The following is a 14,434-nucleotide window of genomic DNA, read 5'->3' as shown; positions in this document are numbered from 1 at the left end:
CCTTCTCCTTCAGAGGACTTTCACCTCCAAGCAAATGCCCATGCTGGGCGTACCATGAGGAAGGGCCGGAACGTTTACGTTCCGGCCCTTCCTCATGCCACGCTGTGAACTACTTGGATGTGATGTTCCGCCGCACCCAGCCAATCGCAGCTGTTGCAACGAACAAGACAATTGCGAGAACGGCCAGCCAGAGCAGGCCTTTGACAACAAAGCCCAAGACGGCCAAGACGACCCAGATAACAAGTAAAGCAACTATTAATCCCATCATGCCGAAAATCTACCTGCACAGTGGGGGAAAATCCAAAAACTGTTAAGCGATGGTGTTAGACGGCTCAGGGGCCGGAACAATTTGTTCCGGCCCCTGAGTGGTGCCAAGCAGCTCTTAGTGCCTACTTGCCAAAAACATCCTTGGCAGCGTCCTTGACGTGCTCTCCGGCCTGCTTGGCTTTCGCCGAGGCCTGGTCAGCTGCGCCTTCTGCTTGAAGCTTCGTGTTGTCCGTTGCGTCGCCAGCAGCTTCCTTGGCTTTGCCCTTGAGTTCTTCTGCCTTGTTGCTGATCTTATCTCCGAGTCCCATGGGACCTCCTTCAATATGAATCCAACTGGTTTACGCATTCGAATGTAATAACCGAACCTGAGAATAACCTGAACGTCGAAGAAAAACTGCTGGAAAGACATCACCGACAACCCGAAATGCGGCTGCCCAAAGGAATGCCCGTGCCAGCGAACAGCCCCAGGGCTATGGTGATAGGACACATTCGCCGTGAGGCAATGCCACCAACGAGTCACCGGAGGCAACGATGAGCACCACCTCAACAATTTTCAAGAATGCCCATGTGTTCGACGGCGAGGATTTCCTCCCCGAACCGACCGACGTCGTCTTTGTCGATGGAGTGATCGCCGCCGTGGGCGCTGGTGCCGGCAACGCTGAACAGCAGGCAACGGCGACCGTCATCGACTGCGCCGGCAAAACGCTGCTGCCAGGCATGATCGACCTGCACATCCATGCAACCTCATCCAACCCTGGATCCGTGAAGGCCTTCGTCGAGCCGTTCTCACTGCAATTCTACGAGTCCGTACGCAACCTCGAGGCCACGCTTCGGGCAGGCATCACCTCCGCGCGCGACGCCGGTGGCGCGGATCTGGGTGCCAAAGTCGCCCAAGAGACCGGCCTGATCAAGGGGCCGCGGCTGCGCCTTGCCATCAGCATCATGTCCCAGACGGGCGGCCACGGCGACTTCTGGATGCCCTCCGGCGTCTCCTCCCCCGCGCTGGGACCGCACCCCGGACGGCCCAGCGGCGTGGCCGACGGAGTCGAGGAAGTCCGCAAGTCCGTACGCACCCTGCTGCGCGCCGGTGCCGACCAAATAAAGATCTGCTCCACCGGAGGAGTCCTCTCTCCCGCCGATGATCCACGTCATTCGCAGTTCAGTCTCGAAGAAATCAAGGTAATTGTCGAAGAGGCCGAGACCCAGGGCAAGTACGTCATGTCGCACGCACAAGGCACCGCGGGCATCCGCAACGCGCTCACCGCCGGAGTGCGCACCATCGAGCACGGCATCTACCTGGACGACGCCACCATACAAATGTTCTTGGACCACGATGCTTTTCTTGTCCCTACGCTGGCTGCCCCGGCTGCAGTCATCAAGAAGGCCGAAGCCGGCAACAGCGGCCTGCCACAGCAGGTGATCGACAAGGCATACCGTGTGTACGACGACCATCTTGCATCGGTGAGCCGTGCCATCGAGGCAGGAGTGAAGATTGGGATGGGCACCGACTCGGGCGTTGGCGTCCATGGCGAGAACCTTGAGGAACTTGCCCTGCTGGCCGGCGCGGGCATGACACTGCGCCAGGTGCTGGCCTCCACCACGTCGATCGCCGGGGAACTCATCACGCCAACTGACTCCGTGGGTCGGCTGGCCAAAAACTACCTGGCCGACGCCGTCCTCCTCAACGAAAAGTTGGAATCCGCCGAACAACTGCCCCGCCTCCGGTCAATGATCGAGCTGGTGTTCCAGAATGGCGTCCAGCAGTTTGCCCCAGATACCCACCAGCAGCACTGATCGAAGGACAAACACCATGTTCGCATCACCGGTCTATGTGGTCACCATCATTTTGGCCTTGCTGGCTATCGCTGAAGTTCTTTCCCTGGCCACCAAGGCATGGGTGCCCTCGCTGCTGATCATCATTGCCGGTTATCTGGTGCTGCTGTGGACCGGGGTCCTGCCACCGGACCTAATCCCCAAATCGGCGTTTACCTCGGTGGGGGTGGTGCTGGTCGGTGCCGTCATCGCCCACATGGGCACATTGATCCCGCTGCGGCAGATCAAGACGCAGTACAAAGCAATCCTGATCGCGCTGTCCGGAATCATCGTCGGAGCAGTGTTGATTCTGGTGGTGCTCGGGCCCTTGCTGGGCTACCCAACCGCCGTTGCCGGGACCGGGCCCGTCACGGGCGGGCTCATCGCGTACCTCATTACCGCGCAAAAGCTCACAGAGGCCGGGTTCCCGTCTCTGGTTGCCGTCGCTGCAATCGTGTTGGGGCTGCAAAGCCTTGTCGGCCTGCCGCTAGCCAACATCCTGCTGCGCAAGTACGCGACCAAGCTCCGCGACAACGGCGCTTTCGATGCCCCTGTTGCCCATGCTGCGGCTCTCGCCTCAAGGGGCAAACTCCGCGCTGATGCCCCCGCATCCGTGGAACAACTGCTCGAGGCACAGCCGAAGCGCACCTTCCAACTCGTCCCGGAGAAATACCAGCAACCCTCCACGCTGCTGTTTCTGCTGTTCGTCGCGGCCAGTCTCGCGACCTGGCTGGACTCGCTGACCGGGCTCAACTACGGGGTCTGGGCGCTGCTGCTGGGACTGTTGGGCCGGGTCCTGGGGATCTTTCCCGAAAAGGCAATGGAGAAGGCCAACGCCTTCGGCTTCGGGCTCATCGCCGTCATCGTCGTGATCATGGCCTCTGTCAGCAGCGTGACGTTCGAGACTGTTAAGGCCACCCTCGGTCCGGCCATCCTCATCCTGGCCGTCGGAGCCATCGGCATCATGATCGGCGGTTGGCTGGCCTCCAAGCTATTCCGGTGGGATCCGTTGAAGGGCATGCCCATCGCCCTGACTGCGCTCTTCGGCTTCCCGGGAGACTTCATGCTCTGTCAGGAAGTCAGCCGGTCAGTCGGCCGGAATGAACACGAACGCAAGGCCATCTTCGACGAACTCGTCACCCCCATGCTGGTGGCCGGATTCACCACGGTCACCACCGCCTCAATCCTAGTCGCCTCAGTTCTGGTGTCGACACTGTAGTGGGATTTAGTTCGTGGTCAACGCGCGGTAGAGGATCCGTTGCGGTCCGGCCCGGACACCCGCACCAGCTCTTCCGCCAGTTCGACGGCGGCCATGGTGGCCTGTGAGCCATACCCGATTTCCTGGAGATCTTTGTCAATGAGGAAGCCGCGCAAAAGCACTGCACCATCGGCATCCGGCCAGCCAGCCTCCGTGGCTGCGCCTAGCTGAAGCACGCCCATGGCGGCAGGCTCCCCCACAAAGTCGTTCTGGCCAGGCGCTAGCTACAACCCAGCCACTGCCACCAACAGCCGTTGAAGGACGTCCCCGTCAACGAACTTCAAAGGCACCAGATGAACATTGCCGTTCGAAAACACAGTACTCAAAAGATGGACCATTCTGTCTTGGCAGTGAACTGGTCCAGGGCTGCAATGCCAGCCATGGAGTTCCCATTCGGCCCCAGCGCCGGCCCCCATACGGTTACCGAACAGCGGCCGGGGACGATCGCCACAATGCCTCCACCCACGCCGCCCTTGCACGGAACGCCCACCCGATAGGCAAACTCCCCTGCAGCATCGTAGGTGCCACACGTCAGCATCACCGCGTTGACGCGCTTGCTTTGGTTGGGGCTCAGGAACGGGGTACCGCCGGATGAAACTCCATGCCGGGCCAGGAACAACGACGCCTTGGCCAAGTCTTCGCACGTCATCTCCAGTGCGCACTGCTTGAAGTAGTTCGACAGCACATCCTCCACCGGATTCTCCAGATTGCCATAGCTGGCCAGCAGATGCGCCATGGAGGCGTTTCGGTGCCCGTGGTCCGCCTCGGAAGCGGCAACCACGTCATCCACATCAACTTCGGGATTCCCGGACTCGCTGCGCAACAGTCCGCGCACCGACGCTGCCGCGTCCCCCGTCAAGGTCAGCAGCCTGTCGGTCACCACCAGCGCACCGGCATTGATAAACGGGTTTCGAGGAATGCCCAGGTCCGCCTCAAGCTGGATCATCGAGTTGAAAGGGGTGCCTGACGGTTCACGAAAGACTCTCTTCCAGATGGAGTCATAGTCGTATGACATCACCAAGGCAAGCGAAAAGATCTTCGAAATACTTTGAATCGAGAATGGTGTGAGCCAGTCCCCTGCCCCAAACACGGAGCCATCGGCCATGGCCACGCAGATGCCGAACTTGTCCGGGGAAACTTCACCCAGGCTGGGAATATAGGAGGCCACCTCGCCGTGCCGGCCCAGCAGGCCAATGTCTTCCACTATCTCCTCCAGGATCCCCTGCATGTCCATCGCGCGCTCCAAAACTGTTGTGCCGTCGTCGTACTTTCAACCTGTACAAAAAAGCTGAGTTCAAAAAGGCAGGGGCCAGCCATCGTGCCGGCCCCTGCCAAAAACGCTACAGAACCTTGGCCAGGAACTCCTGCAACCGCGGCTGCTGGGCATTGGAGAAGATGGCATCCGGGGTGCCTTCCTCGCAAATGTATCCCGCATCCATGAAGATGACACGGTCGGCCACTTCACGGGCGAAGCCCATCTCATGGGTCACCACCACCATGGTCATGCCCTCGGCGGCCAGGTCGCGGATGACCTGGAGCACCTCACCCACCATCTCCGGGTCAAGGGCGCTGGTGGCCTCGTCGAAGAGCATGATGCCGGGGTTCATCGCTAACGCTCGGGCAATGGCCACACGCTGCTTCTGCCCGCCGGAGAGTGAACCGGGACGGGCATCGGCCTTCTCAACCAGATCCACACGCTTGAGCAGTTCCATGCCCTTGGCCCGGGCGGCGGCCTTGTCCAGCTTCTTCAGCTCCACTGGCGCCAGCATGATGTTCTGCAGCACCGTCATGTGCGGGAACAAGTTGAAGTGCTGGAACACCATGCCAATGTTCTGGCGCACGGCGTTCAGGTCAACCTTGGGGTCCGTCAGATCAAAACCATTGACCGACACCGTCCCGCCGCTGATGTCCTCCAGTTTGTTCAGGCACCGCAGGAACGTTGACTTGCCCGAACCTGACGGACCAATAACGCACACCACCTCGCCCTCGGCAATATCAACATCGAGACCCTTGAGCACTTCATTGGCGCCAAAGGACTTCTTCAGGCCCTTGACACTGATTTTTGCGTTGCTTGCGCTCATTTGTTGAACTTCCTGTCCACGAGGTTGGAAAGCTGGGTCAGGGCGGTGATGACAATGAAGTACAGCGCCGCCACGATTAGCAGGGTCTCACCGGTGCGGAAGTTCGTGGCGTAGATCTGCTGGCCCTGATAGGTCAGTTCCGCGAAGCCGATGACGGCCAGCAGGGAGGTGTCCTTCAACGTGATGACGAACTGGTTGATGAACGACGGCGTCATGATCTTGATCGCCTGCGGCACCACCACCCTGCGCATGGAAGTGACGTAGCCCAGGCCCAGGCTGCGGCTGGCCTCCAACTGGCCGGCGTCAACGGACTGGATACCGCCGCGGACAATTTCGGTCATGTAGGCGCCGGCGTTCAAGCTCAGCGTAATGACACCGGCGGTGAGCACATCAAGGGGCTGTCCCGTCATCTGGGGCAGACCAAAGTAGAAGAAGAACGCCTGAACCAGCAGCGGCGTGCCTCGGAAGATCGCCACATAAGTGGTGGCGATGCCACGCAGAATCCTGCTTTCAGCCACCTTGAAGAAGCCAAAGACAACGCCGAGCACCAGCGCAATGGCCAGCGATAGGACGGTGGCGACCATGGTCAGCCACAGGCCCTTCATGAGGGCCGGGAAGCTGTCCTTGACGAGCTGGAAGAAGCCGCCCTGCTCCTGCACCTCGGCCTTGGCCAGGTACTTATCGAGGATCTTCTGGTATTCACCATTGGCCTTCAGGTTGGCCAGGCCAGCATCAAAAGCCTTCAGCAGATCCTGGTTTTGGCCCTTGTTGACGGCGAAACCGTAGGAACTACCCTGTTCCTTCGCAGTGACGATCTTCAGCCCGTTGTCTTGGCTGACACCGTAGGCAAGCACCGGGTAGTCGTCGAACACGGCCACGGAATTGCCGGCCTTGACGTCGTCGTACATCGTGGCGGAGTCGGCAAGCGCCTTGACCGTGAAGCCATACTCGTCCTTGATGGAGTTGGCGAACGTCTCGCCCTCACTACCCCGCTTGGCGACGACCGTTTTGCCTTTGAGGTCCTTGTAGGTTTTGATGTCCTCGTTGTTCTTGGCAACGGCCATCTGCACGCCGGAGTCAAAGTAGGGTTCGGAGAAGTCAAAGACCTTCTTGCGTTCGTCCGTGATGGACATGCCGGCGATCACGCCGGCCACCTGGTTTGACTGCACCGCCTGCAAGGCCGCGTCAAAACCCAGGGACTTGATGTCAACCTGGAAGCCCTGTTCCGTGGCGATGGCCCGCAGCAGGTCCATGTCAATGCCGACGAGTTCGCCGCTGCCGTCGCGGAATTCAAACGGAGCGAACGTGGTGTCGGTGGCAATCGCGAACGTCTTGCCCTTGACATCTGTGGGCGCGGTGGGGACTGCCAGCGCGGATGCTCCGCCGATCCCGAAGAACATGATGGCGACCGTAAAAAAAGCGGCAAGGGCAGCAAACGTGCCGCCTCTGCGCCGCCACATGGGTGGGCGTCTTAGCATATATTTTCCCTTGTTATGGAGTTTCACGCCTCTAGTGGCGGTTTAAGTACTCCTCGACGTTACAGGTTTTGCTTCCACCATGCGATAGGTGCCACGGATCTCGACGCTACGAGGTGGCAAGGGTGTCATCGAGCCAATCAAGTACCCGCTGGTTGAGCAATGACCGGTTCGCCATCTCGCAATGCCCTCCAGCACCCTCGGCTGCCGTGAACTCCAAGAGTGTCTTCGGGCAAGTCAACGCCTCATGGAACGCCCTCGTCGCTGCCCCAAGCGGGTCCAGTTCTGCCGATGTCAGCAGAGTCGGGCAGCGGATGTCGCCGACCTGGTCTTTCAGCGTGAACTGGGCTGACGCCTGAATGAACGCCCGCAAGTCTGTCACGCCGTTGGCCCAGAAACCGCGTTGCACGATGCTCCAGCGCAGTTGCCGGTTCTTTTGGATCGCGCCCCACATCCGCTCAATCGTCGTCTCGCTGAGAGCATTCAGGTCCGCCACCTCATCGGCGCTTGCACCGAGCTGTACAGCGAAGCTGCGGAATGCTTCGGCAATGTCCCATTGCCCCGGGTCTGCGATGCAGGCCGCAAGCCGGTGTTCACGCGATGCCGCCCGGGGTGCCAGATAGCCCCCAAGGCTCCAACCGCTGAGCACGATCTTCTTCGGGTCGACGATCTCCACGCTCATGGCATAGTCAACGATTGCGGAGATCACCACCTCCCAATCCGGGCGCAAAGGCACCCCCCGCTTGTACAACATCTCACCCTGGCCGGGACCGTCGAACATGAGCACGTGATAGCCGCGCTCCAACGCGGCCACGCCTGAAGCGAAATAGAGGTCGGTGATCGTTGCGTCGTAGCCGTTGTTCAAGATGATGAGGGGCAGAACCTCACTTTCGCGTCCGTGGGCAGGGATGAGCCACCCCGGAAGCTCCGTGCCCTCATAGGGGATGCTGATCGGCTGTACGGGCACCGCTGACAGTTCCATGGCGCGCTGGAAGGCATTCATCTGCTTGTCGTAGGCCGCGATCAGCCGAGGGTCCACCGGCCCACCGTACAGCGGATGATTGGCCGATGAATACAAGCAGCTGGCCCGCAGGAACAGCGACCGTGCGCTGGCCCGGTGCCCGGCAGCCAGCACCGACACAGCTTCTGCGCTCTTCCGGTCTCCGGCTGCGACCCATGCCTGGTGGAAGACGGAATCGTCACCGCCGGCTACCTCATCTGCCACTGCGACAATGTCCCCCATATCCGCCCCGCCCACCGGAATGTACGCCACTGGCCACTGGCCGAACCCGTCATGGAACTCAGAGTCAAAGAACTTGTTGCGCCGATCCGGCCGGTCCGATGGGCTTGGTGGCTGCGTCATGGAACTCGTCTCCTTATTTATTCCCATTTTCTATCGACGGTACCTAGGCCACCCAGTACTGTCCATAGGCCGGGTAGGCACTTGCCCCTCCGTACTCCACTTCGAAATTGCTTCTCTAGTAACGTGGAGGTGTTCCGGAAATATGTCCGCTGCGTGGCGGCCCGAAGAAAGCAGCCAATGGACAAGCCCAATGTGATCCTTATTTGTGCCGATGAATGGCGCGGCGACGCGCTGGGTGCGGAGGGTCATCCGTATGTGCAAACACCGCATCTGGACGAGCTGGCGGGCAAGGGCGCCCGCTTCCGCCACGCCTATTCGGCCACACCCACGTGTGTGCCCGCCCGGGTGGCCTTGTTTACCGGACAATCCCAGGAGCGTCATGGTCGGGTGGGCTACCAGGAAGGCGTGAACTTCGACGACGTCCATCCCGTCACACTGCAGGGCGAGTTCCGCAAGGCCGGCTACCAAACCCATGCCATCGGCAAGCTGCATGTCTATCCTGAACGCAGCCGGGTGGGCTTTGACGATGTCATCCTGCACGACGGCTTCCTGCACTTCGCGCGCAAGGAGCACAAGCGCGACTTCAAGTTCTTCGACGACTATGTTCCGTGGCTGCGCCGCCAGCCCGGCGTCACCGCCGACGAGGAGTATTTTGACCACGGTGCAGGCTGCAATTCAACTGTGGCCAGGCCATGGGACAAGGCAGAAAGGCTGCATCCCACCTCGTGGACAGGAAGTCAGGCCGTCGAGTGGCTGTACCGCCGTGACCCCACCCGCCCGTTCTTCCTGTATTTGTCCTTCCACCGCCCGCATCCGCCGTACGATCCGCCGGCCTGGGCAATGGACATGTACCTTGACCTGCCCGCCTTCAAGCGTCGCTTGGGCGATTGGGAACACCACTATGAGTCCGTGCGCACCGACGGTAACCACCAGCTGGCCTTTGGCAAGCTTTCGGAGGCGGTCACACACCGGGCCCGCGCCGGATACTACGGGCTCATGACCCAGATCGACTTCCAACTCATGCGCCTTGTTGAGGCCCTGAACGAGTTTGGGCTTGCGGATGATACGGTGTTGGCGTTCACCTCGGACCATGGCGAGATGCTCGGTGACCACGACTTCTACCGCAAGTCCGTCGGCTATGAGGGCTCTGCCCGTGTGCCCTTGATCGTATGCCCGGCACCCAACGACGAAGCTGCGCTGCGTGGGGCCGTCGTGGATGAAGTGGTGGAACTGCGCGACATCATGCCGACTTTACTGGACTTGGCAGGCGTCCCCGTCCCCGAGTCCTGTGATGGGAAATCCCTGGTGAGGTTCCTGCGCGACGGGCCGTCCGCCGTAGAGCATCAGGAAAAGCAGGAGCAGTGGAGGGAGTGGCTCCATGGCGAGCACGTCTACTTCGGCCAGTCACTGCAATGGGTGACAGACGGCCACACAAAGTACCTGTGGGCCTCGGAATGGGGCACCGAGGAACTGTTCAACCTCGACGAGGACCCGGAGGAAATGCACAACCTTGCCCCGCTGCCGGAACACACAGGGCTTCTCGCCCTGTGGAAAGGCCGTCTCATCGCTGATCTCACCGGCCGCGAGGAAGGATTCGTGCACGACGGCGAACTGGTCATCGGGGTGCCGGTGACCACCATGCTCGCGCACGCCCGGGCCCGCATGGCCGGCTAACCGTAAAACAAGTGCTCAAAGACGCCGCGGGCGCGGCGGGTCAGGCTCAGGTAGTCCTCTTCGAAAGCAGCTGCCTGGCCTGGCTCGTAGCCACACCAACGCGCGACTGCTTCCAGGTCATGCCGGGCCGAGGGCAGCACGTCTGAGTTTTTCCCCGTCCACATGACGATGGCGTTGCGGATTTTTCCTGCCAACCGCCAAGCTGACTCAAGGATTTCCGCGTCGGCAGCCTCCACCAGGCCTATGGAGACAGCCGCATGCAAGGCGGGAATGGTTTGCGTGGTTCGCAGCTCCGGATGGGCATGGGCGTGCTGCAGCTGCCACAGTTGGACCAGCCATTCAACATCGCTGAGCCCGCCCCGACCCAGCTTCACATGGCGGGATGGATCGGCACCGCGCGGCAGCCGCTCGCCCTCCATGCGGGCCTTGATGCGTTTGATCTCACGCTGGTCCGTTTCGGAAATATTCTTCGGATAACGGATGGGGTCGGCCATCTCCACAAAGCCCTCAGCCAGGCTGTCTGAGCCAGCCAGGGGCCTGGCCCGCAAAAGCGCCTGTGCTTCCCAGGGCGACGACCAGCGGGCGTAGTATTCCCGGTAGGCTTCCAGCGAACGAACCAAAGGTCCCTGGCGCCCTTCAGGGCGCAGATCAGCGTCGACACTGAGCACCCGTTCAGCCTGGATGGCCGGGCGAACCGGGGACGTCAGCAACGACACCAGCTTTTGCGCAATGGCCTTGGCTTGTTTCCCCGCCTCCTCCATCAGCTCTTCCGGCAGGCCATCCACCGGACGGTGCACGAACAAGACATCCGCGTCCGAGCCGTAGCCGATTTCCCGCCCGCCCTGGCGCCCCATGGCCACCACCAGCATCTTCGTCAAGGCAGGGCCACCAGCTTGAACCTCAGCTTCAGCGACCATGAGGCTGCCCAGGATAGCGGCCCTGTCCGTGTCGCTGAGTGCCTCTGCAACCTGGTCCTGATCCAGCAGGCCGCACGAGTCGGCAATGGCCACCCGCAGGATTTCACGCTGCCGCAGGAGCCTGATCAACCGGATGGATTCGAGGGTTTCCCCATGGCGCACAAAAGTCGAACGGATCTCCGCCCACTGGTTTGCGAAACTCTGTGGCACCAGTTCCTTGGAGTTTCCCAGCCACGCCGTGGCCTCCGGGGACACCTCCAGCAGGTCACTGACCAACCGCGAACTTGAGAGCAGGTGGCACAGCCGCTCGGCAGCCGCCTGGTGATCGCGCAGCATGCCCAGGTACCAGTGTGAAGTGCCCAAGGCGTCGCTGACCCGGCGAAACGCGAGCAGTCCGGCGTCGGCGTCCACACCGTCGGCCAGCCAGCCAAGCAAAACCGGCAGCAACTGCCGCTGCAGTGCTGCGCGACGGCTGACCCCTGCCGTCAAAGCCTCGAGGTGGCGAACGGCTCCCTCCGTGTCCCGGTACCCGAGCGCCGCCAAACGCGCCCTTGCAGCATCGGTGGTCAAGGCTGCGTCCTCCGCGCTGAGGTTCGCCACATTGGCCAGAATGGGGCGGTAGAAGATCTGTTTGTGCAAGGAATTGACGGAACGCTTCACTTTGGCCCAATCCGCCAAGAGCGACTCCGCACTGGGTCTTTTCACGCTGAGCGGACCGGCCAACGCCCGAGCCAGCGCCCGCAGTTGGTCAGGTGCCGTGGGCATGGTGTGCGTGCGGCGCATCTGCACGAGCTGGATTCTGTGCTCCAACACTCGCAGGTACGTGTAGTGCTCACGCAGCAGCGCGGCGTCGGTGCGGCCCACGTATCCGGCCTTCACCAGCGCGTCAATGGCGGCCGTCGTGGAGCGGACACGCAGACTCGTGTCAGTCTTGCCATGGACAAGCTGCAACAGCTGGACGGTGAATTCCACATCCCGCAGCCCTCCCCTGCCAAGCTTGATCTGGCGGGCCGACTCGGCATCGGGAATGTGGGCCGTGACCCGCCGCCGCATGGCCTGGACAGCTGCCACAAAGCCATCCCGCTCTGACGAGGACCAAATTAGAGGTGCGACGGCCCGCTCAAACTCATCGCCCAGTTCCTTGTCTCCCGCCATGGCCCGTGCCTTGAGGAGTGCTTGGAACTCCCAGCTTTGTGCCCAGCGGTGGTAATAGGCGAGGTAGGACTCCAACGTCCGCACCATCTGCCCGTCCTTGCCTTCCGGGCGCAGGTTCGCGTCAACCTCCCAAAGGCCCGGCTCACGTTCGGCCGCATAGATGGTGCGCGAGATGGCTCCGGCCAAGGCGTTGCCAATACGGGCCACCTGTCCCTCATCCATGCCTTCCACTGGTCCCGCACCCGAACCCGGTCCCGCACCCGGGCCGTCGGCACCCTCAGTGGAGGGTGCGCCGTCGTGCCTGAGGGCGACGACATACATGACGTCCACATCGGAAATATAGTTCAGCTCCCGTGCCCCGCACTTGCCCATGCCGATGACGGCCAGGCGCACGGCGGCCACGTTCTCCACACCTGCTGCAGCACCCACCTCGGTGCGGGCCACGGCCAGGGCCGCTTCCACGGCGGCGGCGGCAAGATCCGCCAATTCGGCCCCCACCATGGGCATGGCCGCCTGCGGTGAAGCTGCGCCGAGGTCCCGCAACGCCAGCTCACACAGGTGGCGGCGGTACCTGGTGCGCAAAGCGATGCGCGCCTCGGTTCCGCAGAGTGCCGCCACCGGCTGATCCGACTCCGGGTCCGCACCCACCGCGCGCAGCAGCGACGCCCGCAGCACCTCGCCGTCAAGAGGAACCGGCTCGGGCGACGCCACGGCGTCGAACACGTCAAGATTTTCGGGGTGGCGCATCAAAAAATCTGCCAACGCCTCCGAGGCACCCAAGAGCCTGAACAGCGCCTCATTGGGGACCTGCTTGCCCGTGTCCGGATCAAGGACTCTCAACCGGTCAGCGCATGTGGGCACGGCGCTGAGCAGCCTCACCAGCGACTGCAGCGCCAGGTCGGGGTTGTCAGCCACGGACAGGGCATCAAGCAGCCAGGCCTGGTCCAGCTCCGCCAGTTCGGAAAACCCCAGGAACCTCTCGCAGGTTTCCAGGTCGGAGAAGCCACGGGAGATGAGGGTGCGGGTCAGCGAGCTCATGGCAGGTCCTAGAGCACTCCCAGGTAGCGGTTGATTTCATAGGGGGTGACTTGGAGGCGGTATTCCTGCCATTCCTCACGCTTGTTGCGCAGGAAGTTCTCAAAGACCTGCTCACCGAGAATTTGCGGCATCAATTCAGATTCCTCCATCTGGCGCACGGCGTCGTGCAGGCTGGACGGCAGCGGGTCGTGCCCCAGTGCGCGGCGTTCAGCGCTGGTCAGGGCGCTGATGTCCTCTACGGCCGCTTCCGGAAGCTCGTACTCTTCCTCGATCCCCTTCAAACCGGCACCCAGCAGCACGGAGTAGGCGAGGTAGGGGTTGGCGCCCGAGTCAATCCCCCGGTATTCAAGCCGGGCTGCCTGGCCCTTGCCCGGCTTGTATAGCGGCACACGCATCAGTGCCGAACGGTTGTTGTGTCCCCACGACACATAGCTGGGGGCTTCCCCACCACCCCACAGTCGCTTGTAGGAGTTCACAAACTGGTTGGTGACAGCCGTGAATTCCGGTGCATGGCGCAGGATTCCGGCCATGAACTGCCGGGCCGTCTTGGAAAGCTGGTATTCGGCCCCCGGCTCGTGGAAGGCGTTACTGTCACCTTCAAACAAGGAGAAGTGGGTGTGCATGCCTGAACCCGGATGGTCGGAAAACGGCTTGGGCATGAAGGTTGCATACGTTCCCTGTTGGATGGCCACCTCACGGATCACCGTGCGGAACGTCATGATGTTATCCGCCGTCTGCAGGGCATCGGCGTAGCGCAGGTCAATCTCGTTTTGACCCGGGCCGGCCTCGTGGTGGCTGAACTCCACTGAGATGCCAACATTTTCAAGCATCGTGACCGCCGTGCGGCGGAAATCCTGTGCCACGCCACCGGGCACGTGGTCAAAGTAGCCGGCCTGGTCAACAGGGACTGGGATGCCGTCCGGCCCCGGTTTGTCCGACTTCAGCAGGTAAAACTCAATCTCAGGGTGGGTGTAGCAGGTGAACCCCATGTCCGCGGCCTTCTCCAGCGTGCGCTTGAGAACGTTACGCGGGTCAGCGGTGGAGGGTTCGCCGTCGGGCGTGAGAATGTCGCAAAACATGCGCGATGTCTGATCCGTGGCCCCGCGCCACGGCAGGATCTGAAACGTTGAAGGGTCCGGCATGGCCAGCATGTCCGATTCGAAAACCCTGGCCAGGCCTTCAATGGAGGAACCATCAAAGCCCAGGCCCTCCTCAAAAGCGCCTTCAACTTCAGCCGGGGCCAACGCCACCGACTTCAAGCTGCCCACGACGTCGGTGAACCAGAGCCGCACAAACCGCACGTCACGCTCTTCAATGGTGCGCAACACAAATTCTTGCTGACGGTTCATTCTCGCTGCCTCTTCTCTTTGCCGCCCGGCCCCCTGCCGCCGCAT

Annotated in this window: 12 protein-coding genes; 3 read left to right on the top strand and 9 right to left on the bottom strand. The window is 61.6% G+C overall.

The features are described from left to right. Nucleotides 1–109 precede the first annotated feature (109 nt). Nucleotides 110–268, bottom strand: a complete 159-nt coding sequence (locus Q4P21_RS01450) for a hypothetical protein (RefSeq protein ID WP_303387093.1) — start codon at nt 266–268, stop codon at nt 110–112. A 121-nt stretch (nt 269–389) separates the two neighbouring features. Next, entirely contained in the window at nt 390–575 is a 186-nt protein-coding gene (locus tag Q4P21_RS01445; RefSeq protein ID WP_303387084.1) for a CsbD family protein, read from the bottom strand. Between the two features lie 223 nt (nt 576–798). Here Q4P21_RS01445 and Q4P21_RS01440 point away from each other — a divergent pair, with 223 nt between their 5' ends. Together Q4P21_RS01440 and Q4P21_RS01435 are read left to right on the top strand one after the other, a co-directional pair. Then, on the top strand, nt 799–2,061 hold the full coding sequence (locus tag Q4P21_RS01440; protein ID WP_303387083.1) for an amidohydrolase family protein: 1,263 nt from the start codon (nt 799–801) through the stop codon (nt 2,059–2,061). A gap of 16 nt (nt 2,062–2,077) precedes the next feature. Continuing rightward, nucleotides 2,078–3,298, top strand: a complete 1,221-nt coding sequence (locus Q4P21_RS01435) for a hypothetical protein (RefSeq protein ID WP_303387082.1) — start codon at nt 2,078–2,080, stop codon at nt 3,296–3,298. A 17-nt stretch (nt 3,299–3,315) separates the two neighbouring features. On the opposite strand, the gene Q4P21_RS01430 is transcribed toward Q4P21_RS01435, so the two are convergent. From Q4P21_RS01430 to Q4P21_RS01410, 5 genes are all read right to left on the bottom strand, one after another. Beyond that, nucleotides 3,316–3,519: a hypothetical protein gene (locus Q4P21_RS01430; protein WP_303387081.1), complete on the bottom strand. Its 204-nt coding sequence runs from the start codon at nt 3,517–3,519 to the stop codon at nt 3,316–3,318. 140 nt (nt 3,520–3,659) lie between these two features. Next, a complete protein-coding gene (locus Q4P21_RS01425) occupies nt 3,660–4,571 on the bottom strand; it encodes a glutaminase (RefSeq protein ID WP_303387080.1) in 912 nt (303 codons plus the stop codon). 106 nt (nt 4,572–4,677) lie between these two features. Beyond that, a complete protein-coding gene (locus tag Q4P21_RS01420) occupies nt 4,678–5,418 on the bottom strand; it encodes an amino acid ABC transporter ATP-binding protein (RefSeq protein WP_303387079.1) in 741 nt (246 codons plus the stop codon). Then, nucleotides 5,415–6,878 carry an amino acid ABC transporter substrate-binding protein/permease gene (locus tag Q4P21_RS01415; protein ID WP_303387078.1) on the bottom strand — a complete coding sequence of 488 codons (1,464 nt, stop codon included), beginning with the start codon at nt 6,876–6,878 and terminating at the stop codon, nt 5,415–5,417. Before Q4P21_RS01415 ends, Q4P21_RS01420 begins: the two co-directional genes overlap by 4 nt. 124 nt (nt 6,879–7,002) lie before the next feature. Then, entirely contained in the window at nt 7,003–8,256 is a 1,254-nt protein-coding gene (locus Q4P21_RS01410; protein WP_303387077.1) for a S9 family peptidase, read from the bottom strand. Nucleotides 8,257–8,433: 177 nt separating this feature from the next. Between Q4P21_RS01410 and Q4P21_RS01405 the strand changes: the two genes are divergently transcribed. Then, nucleotides 8,434–9,930, top strand: coding sequence for an arylsulfatase (locus Q4P21_RS01405; RefSeq protein ID WP_303387076.1), 1,497 nt, complete (start codon nt 8,434–8,436; stop codon nt 9,928–9,930). Here Q4P21_RS01405 and Q4P21_RS01400 read toward each other — a convergent pair. Together Q4P21_RS01400 and Q4P21_RS01395 are read right to left on the bottom strand one after the other, a co-directional pair. After that, a complete protein-coding gene (locus Q4P21_RS01400) occupies nt 9,927–13,040 on the bottom strand; it encodes a bifunctional [glutamine synthetase] adenylyltransferase/[glutamine synthetase]-adenylyl-L-tyrosine phosphorylase (RefSeq protein WP_303387075.1) in 3,114 nt (1,037 codons plus the stop codon). The two genes, Q4P21_RS01405 and Q4P21_RS01400, sit on opposite strands and share 4 nt — an antisense overlap. 8 nt (nt 13,041–13,048) lie before the next feature. Then, on the bottom strand, nt 13,049–14,389 hold the full coding sequence (locus Q4P21_RS01395; RefSeq protein WP_303387074.1) for a glutamine synthetase family protein: 1,341 nt from the start codon (nt 14,387–14,389) through the stop codon (nt 13,049–13,051). Nucleotides 14,390–14,434 lie beyond the last annotated feature (45 nt).

It is taken from the genome of Arthrobacter sp. (genome assembly GCF_030540645.1).
In the GTDB taxonomy this organism is placed as follows: domain Bacteria; phylum Actinomycetota; class Actinomycetes; order Actinomycetales; family Micrococcaceae; genus Specibacter.
Note: the sequence above shows the minus strand (reverse complement) of the source record. Positions and strands in the feature narration are given on the sequence as shown.

Bases quoted from the DNA above. Each gene is read 5' to 3' on its own strand.
- Q4P21_RS01425 (WP_303387080.1), bottom strand. From the start codon at position 4,571: ATGGACATGCAGGGGATCCTGGAGGAGATAGTGGAAGACATTGGCCTG.
- Q4P21_RS01420 (WP_303387079.1), bottom strand. From the start codon at position 5,418: ATGAGCGCAAGCAACGCAAAAATCAGTGTCAAGGGCCTGAAGAAGTCC.
- Q4P21_RS01415 (WP_303387078.1), bottom strand. From the start codon at position 6,878: ATGTGGCGGCGCAGAGGCGGCACGTTTGCTGCCCTTGCCGCTTTTTTT.
- Q4P21_RS01435 (WP_303387082.1), top strand. From the start codon at position 2,078: ATGTTCGCATCACCGGTCTATGTGGTCACCATCATTTTGGCCTTGCTG.
- Q4P21_RS01400 (WP_303387075.1), bottom strand. From the start codon at position 13,040: ATGAGCTCGCTGACCCGCACCCTCATCTCCCGTGGCTTCTCCGACCTG.
- Q4P21_RS01450 (WP_303387093.1), bottom strand. From the start codon at position 268: ATGATGGGATTAATAGTTGCTTTACTTGTTATCTGGGTCGTCTTGGCC.
- Q4P21_RS01440 (WP_303387083.1), top strand. From the start codon at position 799: ATGAGCACCACCTCAACAATTTTCAAGAATGCCCATGTGTTCGACGGC.
- Q4P21_RS01395 (WP_303387074.1), bottom strand. From the start codon at position 14,389: ATGAACCGTCAGCAAGAATTTGTGTTGCGCACCATTGAAGAGCGTGAC.
- Q4P21_RS01405 (WP_303387076.1), top strand. From the start codon at position 8,434: ATGGACAAGCCCAATGTGATCCTTATTTGTGCCGATGAATGGCGCGGC.
- Q4P21_RS01430 (WP_303387081.1), bottom strand. From the start codon at position 3,519: ATGGGCGTGCTTCAGCTAGGCGCAGCCACGGAGGCTGGCTGGCCGGAT.
- Q4P21_RS01410 (WP_303387077.1), bottom strand. From the start codon at position 8,256: ATGACGCAGCCACCAAGCCCATCGGACCGGCCGGATCGGCGCAACAAG.
- Q4P21_RS01445 (WP_303387084.1), bottom strand. From the start codon at position 575: ATGGGACTCGGAGATAAGATCAGCAACAAGGCAGAAGAACTCAAGGGC.